Genomic DNA, 11,789 nt, shown 5'->3' on the forward strand with positions numbered 1-11,789 from the left:
GAAGGACGTCTCCCATGACCCAAACCCTGCATAGCCCCAGCTGGTCCGGTCCGGAACAGCCCACTACGGCGGTCTCACCGTTCAAGCGTTTTGCGGCGCTGCCCGAAGCTGCCGGGCTTTACAACCCGGAGCAGGAGAAGGACGCCTGCGGGCTGGCCATCATCGCCACCCTGCGCGGCGAGCCTGGCTACGACATCGTCGATGCCGCCCTGACCGCCCTGCGCAACCTTGAGCACCGCGGTGCCGTCGGCGCCGATGAAGGAACCGGCGACGGCGCCGGCCTCCTCATGCAGGTCCCGGACGAGTTCTTCCGTGCAGTTACCGACTTCGAACTCCCCGCCGCCGGGCAGTACGTTGTGGGCACCGCGTTCCTGCCGGCCGAACAGCGCGAATCCGATGCCGCCAAGGCAGGCATTGAGGGTCTCGCGGCCGACGAAGGCCTCACCGTCCTGGGCTGGCGTGAAGTCCCGATCGTGGCCGACCTCGTCGGAGCCATGGCCCGGGCCTGCATGCCGTACTTCGCGCAGCCCTTCTTCGCTTCCAGCACCGGCGAGACGCTCTCCCGCAACGAACTCGACTCCCGGGCCTGGCGGATCCGCAAGCGCGCCCAAAACAAGTACGGCGTGTACTTCCCCTCGCTGTCCTCCCGGACCATCGTCTACAAGGGCATGCTCACCACCGCCCAGCTGGAGCCGTTCTACCCGGACCTCTCGGACAAGCGCTTCAAGACCAAGCTTGCGATCGTCCACTCGCGCTTCTCCACCAACACCTTCCCGTCCTGGCCGCTGGCCCAGCCGTTCCGCACCATCGCCCACAACGGCGAGATCAACACGGTCAAGGGCAACCGGAACTGGATGCGCGCCCGCCAGTCGCAGCTTGCCAATCCGCTGCTGGGGGACAGCCCGGAAGAGCTGTACCCGATCTGCACCCCGGGCGCCTCGGATTCGGCCTCCTTCGACGAGGTCGCCGAACTGCTCTGGCTCTCCGGCCGGCCCATCACGCACTCGATCATGATGATGATCCCCGAGGCCTGGGAAAACCACGCCACGATGGATCCCGCCCGGCGCGCGTTCTACGAGTACCACTCGCTGCTGATGGAGCCGTGGGACGGTCCCGCCGCCGTGTCCTTCACCGACGGCAACCTCGTCGGCGCCACCCTGGACCGCAACGGGCTGCGCCCGGGACGGTACTGGATCACCGAGGACGGCCTCGTCGTCTTCGCCTCCGAGGTCGGCGTGATCGACGTCGAACCCTCCAAGGTGGTCAAGAAGGGCCGCGTTTCGCCGGGCAAGATGTTCCTCGTGGACACCGAAGCCGGCCGGATCATCGACGACGCCGAGGTCAAGGCCGAGGTCGCCGCGGCCAACCCCTGGGCCGAGTGGCTCAAGGACAACCTGATCGACCTCAAGGACCTGCCCGAACGCGAGCACGTGGTGCACACCGCCGCCTCGGTCAACATCCGCCAGCGCACCTTCGGCTACACCACCGAGGAACTGAAGATCCTGCTCGGCCCGATGGCCCGGACCGGCGCCGAACCCCTCGGCGCCATGGGGTCGGACACCCCGGTGGCCGTGCTCTCCAAGCGGCCCCGGCTGCTCTTCGACTACTTCGTGCAGTCCTTCGCGCAGGTCACCAACCCGCCGCTGGACGCCATCCGCGAGGAACTGGTCACGTCCCTGACCTGCGCGATCGGCCCCAACGGCAACCTGCTGGACACCAAGCAGGTCCGCCAGCCGCAGGTCTCGCTGCCGTTCCCCGTGATCAACAACGACCAGCTCGCCAAGATCGCGAACATCGAGAACGCCGACGGCGACCGGGTCGCCATGAAGGTGCGCGGCCTCTACCGCCCCGACGGCGGCGAGAACGCCCTGCGCGCCCGGCTGACCGAAATCTGCGAGCAGGTCTCCGGCGCCATCAACCGCGGCGTCCAGTACGTCGTGCTCTCGGACCGCGACTCCAACGCCCAGTGGGCGCCGATCCCGTCCCTGCTGCTGGTCAGCGCCGTGCACCACCACCTGCTGCGCAGCGCCAACCGCACCAAGACGGCGCTCGTGGTCGAGGCCGGCGACGTCCGCGAAACACACCACGTCGCCGTGCTGATCGGCTACGGCGCCTCCGCGGTGAACCCGTACCTGGCGATGGAATCCGTGGAGCAGCTCATCAGTTCCGGAGACGTCACCGGCGTCACCCCGCAGGACGGCGTCTACAACCTGATCAAGGGCCTCGGCAAGGGCGTCCTGAAGATCATGTCCAAGATGGGCATCTCCACGGTCGCGTCCTACACCGGCGCCCAGACCTTTGAAGCCCTCGGCCTCGGCCAGGACCTGGTGGACGAATACTTCTCCGGCACCCACTCCCAGCTCGGCGGCGTCGGCCTCGACGTCATCGCCGCGGAGGTCGCTGCGCGGCACCGGATGGCGTACCCGGAAAACGGCATCGAACAGCCGCACCAGCCCCTGCTGGGCGGCGGCGAGTACCAGTGGCGCCGCGACGGCGAACCGCACCTGTTCAACCCCGAGACGGTGTTCCGGCTGCAGCACGCCACGCGTGAACGCCGCTACGACATCTTCAAGGCCTACACCCGCGGCGTAGACGACCAGTCCGAGAACCTGATGACGCTGCGCGGGCTGCTGAAGTTCAAGGCCGGCCTGCGCCCCGCGGTCCCGCTCGAGGAAGTGGAGTCCGTCTCCAGCATCGTCAAGCGGTTCTCCACCGGCGCCATGAGCTACGGCTCCATCTCGCAGGAAGCCCACGAGACGCTGGCCATCGCGATGAACCGGCTCGGCGGCAAGTCCAACACCGGGGAAGGCGGCGAGGACGTGGACCGGCTCCTGGATCCGACCCGGCGCTCGGCCGTCAAGCAGATCGCCTCGGGCCGCTTCGGCGTCACCAGCCTCTACCTGACCAACGCCGACGACATCCAGATCAAGATGGCACAGGGTGCAAAGCCCGGCGAAGGCGGCCAGCTGATGGCCCAGAAGGTCTACCCCTGGGTGGCCCGGACCCGGCACTCCACACCCGGCGTCGGGCTCATCTCGCCGCCGCCGCACCACGACATCTACTCGATCGAGGACCTCGCGCAGCTGATCTACGATGCCAAGCGCGCCAACCCCTCGGCGCGGGTGCACGTCAAGTTGGTCTCCGAGGTCGGCATCGGCACGGTCGCGGCCGGCGTCACCAAGGCCAAGGCCGACGTCGTGCTGGTTTCCGGCCACGACGGCGGCACCGGCGCCTCGCCGCTGAACTCGCTTAAGCACGCCGGCGTGCCGTGGGAACTCGGCCTCGCCGAGACCCAGCAGACCCTGATGCTCAACGGCCTGCGCGACCGCGTGGTGGTGCAGGTGGACGGTCAGCTCAAGACCGGCCGCGACGTCGTTATCGCCGCGCTGCTCGGCGGCGAGGAGTTCGGTTTCGCCACCGCGCCGCTGGTGGTCTCCGGCTGCATCATGATGCGCGTCTGCCACCTGGACACCTGTCCGGTGGGCGTCGCGACGCAGAACCCCGAGCTGCGCTCACGCTTCACCGGCAAGCCCGAATTCGTGGTCAACTTCTTCGAATTCCTCGCCGAGGAAGTCCGCGAGATTCTGGCCGAACTCGGCTTCCGGAGCCTCGAGGAAGCGATCGGCCACGCCGAAATGCTCGACACCCGCGAGGCGATCAGCCACTGGAAGGCCGAAGGGCTGGACCTGGACCCCATCCTGCACGGACTGGAGTTCGACGACGATGCGCCGCTGCGCAACCTCACGGGCCAGAACCACGAGCTGGACAAGCACTTCGACCAGCGACTGATCGCGATGGCCGCCGAGGCCCTCAGCGACCGGACACCGGTGAAAATCGCCGTCGACGTGATCAACACGGACCGGTCCGTGGGCACCATGCTCGGCCACGTGGTCACCAAGACCTTCAGCACCGACGTGCTCGCCACCGACACGATCGACATCACGCTGACCGGCACCGCCGGACAGTCGCTCGGCGCGTTCCTGCCGGCCGGCATCACGCTCCGGATGTTCGGCGACTCCAACGACTACGTCGGCAAGGGTCTTTCCGGCGGCCGCATCATCGTCCGCCCGGACCGCACCAACGTGTTCCCGGCGGAGCGGAACGTGATCGCCGGCAACGTGATCGGATACGGCGCCACGAGCGGCGAGTTGTTCCTGCGCGGGCAGGTGGGGGAGCGCTTCATGGTGCGCAACTCCGGCGCCACCGCGGTGGTCGAAGGCATCGGCGACCACGGCTGCGAGTACATGACCGGCGGCCAGGCGCTTATCATCGGCCGCACCGGCCGCAACTTCGGCGCCGGCATGTCCGGCGGCACCGCCTACGTCCTGGACCTGCAGACCGAAAGGGTCAACAAGCAGGCCCTCGACGCCGGCGAGCTGCAGCTGCGCGAACTCGACGCCGAAGACCGCGAAATCGTCCACGGACTGCTGGTCAAGCACCTCGAGGAGACCGAGTCGCAGCACGCGGCCCGGCTGCTCGAGAACTTCGACGACACCGCGGCCCGCATTACCAAGGTGCTGCCGCGCGACTACGCGGCCGTGCTGCAAACCCGTCTTGACGCCATCGAAGAGGGCCTGGACCCCGACGGCGAAGAAGTTTGGTCTCGAATCCTGGAGGTGACCGGTGGCTGATCCACGCGGATTTCTGAAAGTACGCCAGCGTGAAACACAGCCGCGCCGTCCCGTCCCGGTCCGCATCATGGACTGGAAAGAGGTTTACGAAGCCCAGGAGAAGGGCGTCCTGAAGAGCCAGGCCGGCCGCTGCATGGACTGCGGTGTCCCGTTCTGCCACCAGGGCTGCCCGCTGGGCAACCTCATCCCGGAGTGGAACGACCTCATCTGGCGGGACAAGGGCGAGGAAGCGATGGAGCGGCTGCACGCCACCAACAACTTCCCCGAGTTCACCGGCCGGCTCTGCCCGGCACCCTGCGAGGCCTCCTGCGTGCTGGGCATCAACCAGCCCGCCGTGACCATCAAGCAGGTCGAGGTTTCCATCGTGGACCAGGCCTTCGACAAGGGCTGGGTCAACCCGCTGCCGCCGGCACGCCTCTCCGGCAAGACGGTCGCCGTCGTCGGTTCCGGCCCCGCCGGGCTCGCCGTCGCGCAGCAGCTGACCCGGGTGGGCCACACCGTCGCCGTTTATGAGCGCGACGACAAGATCGGCGGCCTGCTCCGCTACGGCATCCCCGACTTCAAGATGGAAAAAGAGCACGTGGACCGCCGCCTGGACCAGATGAAGGCCGAAGGCACCCGCTTCCGGACCGGCGTCGCCGTCGGCACCGATGTGACCTGGGAACAGCTGCGCCGGCGCTACGACGCCGTCGTGGTCGCCACCGGCGCAACCGTGCCGCGGGACCTGCCCATCCCGGGCCGGGACCTTGAGGGCGTGCACTTCGCGATGGATTACCTCGTCCCGGCCAACCGCGTGGTGGCCGGCGAGACGGTGGAAAACCAGATCAACGCCGCCGGCAAGCACGTTGTGATCCTCGGCGGCGGCGACACCGGCGCGGACTGCCTCGGCACCGCACACCGGCACCAGGCAGCGTCCGTGACCACGCTGGCGATCGGCAAGCAGCCGTCCGCCGAGCGGGCCGCGCACCAGCCCTGGCCGACGTTCCCCACCCTGTTCGAGGTGGCCAGCGCGCACGAGGAGGGCGGCGAACGCACCTACCTCGCCTCCACCGTGGAATTTGTCGGCGAGAACGGCAAGCTGACCGGCGTGAAGGTGGCCGAGACTGAATTCGTCGGGGGCTTGCGCCTGCCGAAGGCCGGCACCGAACGGATCATCCCGGCGGACCTCGTCTTCCTGTCCCTGGGCTTCACCGGCGCCGAACCCGCCGGGATCACCGAGCAGGTGCACGCCGAGTTCGACGGCCGCGGGAACGTGGCCCGGGACGGTTACTACATGACCAACACGGAAGGGGTCTTCGTCGCCGGAGACGCCGGCCGCGGTCAGTCCCTGATCGTCTGGGCAATCGCCGAGGGCCGCGCCTGCGCCGCCGCGGTGGACAAATTCCTGATGGGCAGCACCATTCTCCCGGCGCCAGTTGCGCCGACCGACCGGGCGATCGCCGTCCTGTAACCCGGTCCGGACCCTGCCGGGTCCGGACCGGGCACCGGCCGTTCATCACCGCGACAACTTAAAACAACCAAGAGACAACTAGGGTAGGTATATGAGACGCGCTAAAATTGTGGCCACCTTCGGACCGGCGATCGCGAGCTTCGAGAACACGCTTGCCGTGCTGGAAGCCGGCGTCGACGTGGCCCGCATGAACATGAGCCACGGAGATTACTCCGTGCACGACAACACCTACGAGAACGTCCGCAAGGCCGCCGGCCAGCTCGGCAAGGCCGTCGCCATCATGGCCGACCTGCAGGGCCCGAAGATCCGCCTCGGCCGCTTCGTTGACGGACCGCACCTGCTGGCCGTCGGTGACACCTTCACGATCACCACCGAGGACGTCCCGGGCACCAAGGACATCTGCTCCACGACGCTGAAGAGCCTCACCGAGGACGTAAACCCCGGCGACTCGCTGCTGATCGACGACGGCAAGGTGGCGCTGCGCGCCATCGAGGTGGACGACGTCAAAGTCGTCGCCCAGGTGGTTGTCGGCGGCTACGTGTCCAACAACAAGGGCATCAACCTGCCCGGCGTGGCCGTCAACGTGCCCGCGCTGAGCGAAAAGGACGAGGACGACCTCCGCTGGGCCATGCGCCGCGGCGTGGACATGGTGGCCCTCTCCTTCGTCCGCGACGCCTCGGACATCAAGCGCGTCCACGAAATCATGGACGAAGAAGGCCGCCGCGTGCCGGTGATCGCCAAGATCGAAAAGCCGCAGGCCGTGGACCAGCTCCCGGAGATCATCGACGCCTTCGATGCCATCATGGTGGCCCGTGGCGACCTCGGTGTGGAGCTGCCGCTCGAGGAAGTGCCGATCGTGCAGAAGCGCGCCGTCGAACTGGCCCGCCGCTGGGCCAAGCCCGTCATCGTGGCCACCCAGGTGCTCGAATCCATGATCGACAACCCGCGCCCGACCCGCGCCGAGGCCTCCGACTGCGCCAACGCCGTGCTCGACGGCGCGGACGCCGTCATGCTCTCGGGCGAGACCAGCGTGGGCAAGTTCCCGATCGAGACCGTCAAGACCATGGCCCGGATCATCGAATCCACCGAGGTCCACGGCCTGGAACGCGTCCCCCCGCTGGGCACCAAGCCCAAGACCCGCGGCGGCGCCATCACCCGTGCCGCCGTCGAGATCGCCGACCAGCTGGAAGCAAAGTACATCTGTACCTTCACCCAGTCCGGCGACTCCGCACGACGCCTGTCGCGGCTGCGGCCGATCCGCCCGGTCTTTGCCTTCACCCCGGTGGAGCACGTCTGGAACCAGCTCGCGCTGACCTGGGGCATCCAGCCGGTACTGGTCCCGATGGTGGGCCACACCGACGAGATGACCGCCCAGGTGGACCGCAACCTGCTCGAGATGGATCTCGTCGAGGACGGCGACATGGTGGTCATTGCGGCCGGTTCGCCTCCCGGAAAGGCCGGTTCCACGAACATGCTGAAGGTCCACAAGGTAGGCGACCTGGCCGACGCCGGCAGCCACGGCGAGAACGCCGTCACCAAGGACAAGCTCGGCCCCTGGCCGGAAAAGAAGAAGAAGAACACCAAGATCTAGTTCTTCTCCAGATACACCAAAGGGAGGGCCCCGCCGCTGGCATTCAGCGGCGGGGCCCTCCCTTGGTTTTCCTGCGTGCCGGCTGTGGGCTAGTTGACCTGGTTGATGATGGTCTCGGCGACCTCGCGCATGCTGAGGCGGCGGTCCATGGAGGTCTTCTGGATCCAGCGGAACGCTTCCGGCTCCGTCAGGCCCATCTTGGTGGTCAGCAGGCTCTTGGCGCGCTCCACGAGCTTGCGCGTGGCGAACTGCTCCTGCAGGTCGCTCACCTCGCTTTCGAGGGCCTTGATCTCCTCGTGCCGGGACAGCGCGATCTCCAGGGCCGGGATCAGATCGGCCGGGGTGAAGGGCTTCACCACGTAGGCCATGGCACCGGCGTCGCGGGCCCGCTCGACCAGTTCCTTCTGGCTGAACGCGGTCAGCAGCACCACGGGGGCGATCCGGGCCTTGACGATCTTCTCGGCCGCGGAGATGCCGTCCATGACGGGCATCTTGACGTCCATCAGGACGAGGTCGGGCTTGAGCTCTTCCGCGAGCTGGACGGCCTTCTCGCCGTTGTCCGCCTCGCCTACGACGTCGTAGCCTTCGCCGCGCAGGATCTCGATGATGTCCAGCCGGATGAGGGTCTCATCCTCGGCGACGACGACGCGGCGCGCCGGCTGGGAGGTGGGGGTTGACTCCGTCTGTTCTGACACGGGTACTCCTTGGAAAGGTACGGCGGGATCTGGACCATCTGAGGCACGTCCGCGGGTGTACTGGGGGCCGGTAGGGATCGATGCGGCGTCACTGGCGCGATTCTGGAATTCAGCCTATCTGCATGTAGAGTAATTTCGCGCACCGGAACCGATCGCGTTGCTCACAGCACCATGGAGCAAGCGAATATGACAGCCGGTGTACTCCGCGCCCGAGTGGCGGAATTGGCAGACGCGCCGCACTCAAAATGCGGTATCGAAAGGTGTGTGGGTTCGAGTCCCACCTCGGGCACTTGTTTTCCCTAGGCAGGGGCTGTGGGGCCTCTGCGTGTGGACAAACTGTTGACTTATGGACCCCCTCGGGGGCCTTTTTTGTTGGTGGCTGTGCCTTCTCCTGGGTTTGGGCAGCGGTGTCGCTGGTTATCTGTTCATGGCGGGGAGGGTCTTGAACTGCATGACCTGATGCTGGCTGGGCGAGCGGAGTCGCCTCGGCTAGTTTGCACTAATTCCGGTCACGACTGTTCATGGCAAGATTTCCGGATCTGTCTTTGTCGTACCGGGTCGTGTTGAGAGTGGGCAGATGCGGCTCGAACGGTTTCTTGCCTGTTGTGTCGAATATTTCTGGCCCTGCACGGGAAGCTGAAACTGGCTCCACGCTGTGACGATGGTGAGCGACAAAAACCGAGCCACGGCGTCCGTACCGCACACCCATCTTCAGCCGTGGATAGTCCGAATTGATCCAGCTGTGGGAGCTTAAGAGCGCGCAGACGATCAGAGTCTTTGGGTGTTTTCGTGGCGCCCCGTTGGCGGAGCCTCTCACACACCCGATGCTTGACTTGGGTCGGGTCACAAACCCTGTTGGTCTGTGGGTGGGTGTTCGGCCACGCAGAAGAGGTTCCCCTCCCGGTCAGCAAGAGTGGTCCACTGCACGTGTGGGAATTCGTCAAGGACGTCCCACTGGTAAGTGGCACCCAGGTCGAGGAGGCGTCTGACCTCGGCCTGTCGCGACCCCCAGGGCACGGTCAGATCTAGGTGGAACGTTTGGTGCTCGGGGCGAGGACGGGTCATGGGTTGGAAGAACATTGCGAACCCTCCGGGACCCGCAGATGGCAGGTAGACGCTGTCGCCGCCCGGTGAGGGCAAGGCGCCGGTCACGGACGCCCAAAAATCGGCAAGCGTGGCTGGATTCTGAGCCTCCAGGTTGATCGCACCAAGGGTGATCTGATATGTCGTCATGGTTGCAACGCTAACAGGATCCTCGGACAGCCTCTCGTTAGTGCACGGCGGCGTCGATGACTCCCGAGACTGGGGCATCATCCCCAGCCGTCGCAGGTTCCACCTTTCGGAAGCCAACTCAAACGTAATGGCTCCGCCCCGGCGCTCAGCCGCAGCTCAGGCGGTGCTATCGAGGATCAGGCGCGCCGCTTCCGTTGGTTGGTCCCAGTGCGGGAAGTGACCGCAGTTTTCGAACCAGTGGAGCGTTGCATCCGGGAACAGCTCCATGGCCCGCGCCGCCTCACTGGGAGCGGTGACCTTGTCCTTCCGCCCCCATCCAATGACCACTTTTCCCTTGAGTGAACCGGCCGGTGCGCCTTCCTGGCGGGGTCCGTGAATCAGCGCGTTGAGGGCAGGGTCCAGACTGGTCGATGTCTTGAACCCGCGAAGTTCATGCAGGACCAGATCCTGCGGCAGCTTCCATGGGTGGGCGGAGAACTGAGCCAACAGGGCCGTGCGGCCAACGGGGTTGCCCGTGAGGAAGGGGAGCGCCGGTTGGATACGGCGCACCAGTGCGACGGATGCCTTGATGCTTGCTCCAAAGATCGCTGCCTGGCGGTCATTCCAGAATCCACCAGGGTCCAGTGCGATCGTGGTGCCAGCGTGCCCTCGCCGTGCCATTTCCAACACCATCCGGGCGCCCATGGAGCTGCCTACCAGATCAAGGTCACCCAGTTCCCCGTCGCGGATAAAGGCTTCGACGGCATCGGTCAGCGTGGCAATGGTGGTTTCTCCGGTTAGCGGCGCGGATTCGCCGCAACCGGGGAGGTCGACGGCGATGACATCGCGTTCAGCGGCCAGCGCCGGGATTATCGGGTTCCAGTTACCAATACTGGAACCGAGCCCATGGATCAGGAGGAGTGGCTTACCGGAGCCTTGCCGGGTTGAGTGCAGCATGACTTCACTGTAAGGGGCGGTGCAACATATCAGGCCAGAGGTCATCTGGCGAAAGGCTCGACGGCACAGCGATACGCGGTTGGGCAGCGCATCCAACACGCCTCAGGTCGAACACATCTCAGGCAGGGGCGAAGAGTTCATGCGCCACGTTGTCGGGGCCCTGAATTCCAGGATGTTACCGGCGCCGATGCCCTTGGACCACCGTGGTGGAGAGCGCCGGATACGACGGCGACAGTGAGAACGTCCGGGTGTCCTCGGGCCAAACCCGCGTAGGTCGTTTTCTGTCCAGTCCGTGCCGGAGGGGGCGGTGATGTCGAAAAGGAGGAACCCGCCGCCGTGATCTTCATTGATTTCCAGCATGAGGGCCGCGCCGTAGTGCTGTGCTTGTTCGAGCCCGGTCCGGTTCCGGTGGCCTACTCTTCAAATCGGAGCGAAATCGCGTTCAAGCCACAACTGCCCCGCGCGGACTGCCGCTTTAGCAGCCTGGTTGCGCTGAAGTGGGCAAAAGAGGGGGTGTGCACAATGTGCACATCCTGGGCTTCGGATCGGGTCGTACTGCTGCCGGACTGGGCCGAATTGCGGAGGATTTCGGGGCAGCGACAGAAACTCAGGTGCTGGAACCCGGTTCGAGTCCCACCTCGGGCACTTGTTTTCCCTGTTCAGGGGCTTGTGGGCCGCTGAATGCGTAAAAATCTCCTTTTATGGGCCCGCGCGGGCCCATTTTTGTTGGTCGGCCTGTTGCCGGTTGTGACTCCTCCACTTGATTTCCGGCAGCACTGGCGCTGCTTACCCCTCCATGGCCGGCCACGCCGCAAACGGCATGACTGGACGCTGGTGGGCTGCATTCGGCGTGGGGGCATCCGGCCCGTGGGCTCCGGGTCGGTCAACATGGCGGTGCCGACGGTGGGGATCATCAACGTCGGTGCACCCGTTGTGTAACGGGTTGGTGTCGGTTCGGTGGGGACCCATCCGGGAGGGCGGGTGTTGCCGAAGTACTCCTGACAGACCAAGCCGGACCCGCAGGAAAAAGTCAGCCCCTACCAGGGCGGCGGGGACGGGACACCCATTGAGCTATTTCCAAGGAGCACTCCCATGCGTACATCCATCAAGACTTTCCTCGGCGTTGCCGCTGCCGGTTCGCTCATGTTTTCCCTGGCTGCCTGCAGCCCGGCGAACAACGCTTCCTCCGCTCCGGCCACCTCGGCGTCTTCCTCGGCTGCGGCTGAAAAGCCCGAGCCGCTCGCCTCGATCCC

6 protein-coding genes and 1 tRNA gene are annotated in these 11,789 nt (G+C 66.0%); 4 read left to right on the forward strand and 3 right to left on the reverse strand.

The annotated features are described in order from the left end of the window. Nucleotides 1–14 precede the first annotated feature (14 nt). The 3 genes from gltB to pyk all read left to right on the forward strand — a co-directional run bounded on the left by gltB (nucleotide 15) and on the right by pyk (nucleotide 7,672). Complete coding sequence (gene gltB / locus AC1DH3_RS13905) at nucleotides 15–4,631, forward strand: glutamate synthase large subunit (RefSeq protein ID WP_476909552.1); 4,617 nt, start codon at nucleotides 15–17, stop codon at nucleotides 4,629–4,631. After that, entirely contained in the window at nucleotides 4,624–6,081 is a 1,458-nt protein-coding gene (locus tag AC1DH3_RS13910) for a glutamate synthase subunit beta (RefSeq protein WP_476909553.1), read from the forward strand. Before gltB ends, AC1DH3_RS13910 begins: the two co-directional genes overlap by 8 nt. Before the next feature lie 91 nt (nucleotides 6,082–6,172). Then, nucleotides 6,173–7,672 (forward strand): pyruvate kinase, encoded by a 1,500-nt coding sequence (gene pyk, locus AC1DH3_RS13915; protein WP_476892686.1) that lies wholly within the window; start codon nucleotides 6,173–6,175, stop codon nucleotides 7,670–7,672. Nucleotides 7,673–7,761: 89 nt separating this feature from the next. Here the strand turns inward: pyk and AC1DH3_RS13920 are convergent, their stop codons facing one another. Then, on the reverse strand, nucleotides 7,762–8,367 hold the full coding sequence (locus AC1DH3_RS13920) for an ANTAR domain-containing response regulator (protein ID WP_056739732.1): 606 nt from the start codon (nucleotides 8,365–8,367) through the stop codon (nucleotides 7,762–7,764). Nucleotides 8,368–8,574: 207 nt separating this feature from the next. Here AC1DH3_RS13920 and AC1DH3_RS13925 point away from each other — a divergent pair. After that, nucleotides 8,575–8,656 (forward strand) — tRNA-Leu (locus tag AC1DH3_RS13925). Between the two features lie 554 nt (nucleotides 8,657–9,210). On the opposite strand, the gene AC1DH3_RS13930 is transcribed toward AC1DH3_RS13925, so the two are convergent. Beyond that, nucleotides 9,211–9,681, reverse strand: coding sequence for a VOC family protein (locus tag AC1DH3_RS13930; RefSeq protein WP_476909554.1), 471 nt, complete (start codon nucleotides 9,679–9,681; stop codon nucleotides 9,211–9,213). 75 nt (nucleotides 9,682–9,756) lie between these two features. Next, nucleotides 9,757–10,536 (reverse strand): alpha/beta fold hydrolase, encoded by a 780-nt coding sequence (locus tag AC1DH3_RS13935; RefSeq protein ID WP_476892685.1) that lies wholly within the window; start codon nucleotides 10,534–10,536, stop codon nucleotides 9,757–9,759. Nucleotides 10,537–11,789: the final 1,253 nt, after the last annotated feature.

The organism is Arthrobacter sp. 05L428 (genome assembly GCF_056397665.1).

Bases quoted from the DNA above. Each gene is read 5' to 3' on its own strand.
- gltB (WP_476909552.1), top strand. From the start codon at position 15: ATGACCCAAACCCTGCATAGCCCCAGCTGGTCCGGTCCGGAACAGCCC.
- pyk (WP_476892686.1), top strand. From the start codon at position 6,173: ATGAGACGCGCTAAAATTGTGGCCACCTTCGGACCGGCGATCGCGAGC.
- AC1DH3_RS13930 (WP_476909554.1), bottom strand. From the start codon at position 9,681: ATGATGCCCCAGTCTCGGGAGTCATCGACGCCGCCGTGCACTAACGAG.
- AC1DH3_RS13935 (WP_476892685.1), bottom strand. From the start codon at position 10,536: ATGCTGCACTCAACCCGGCAAGGCTCCGGTAAGCCACTCCTCCTGATC.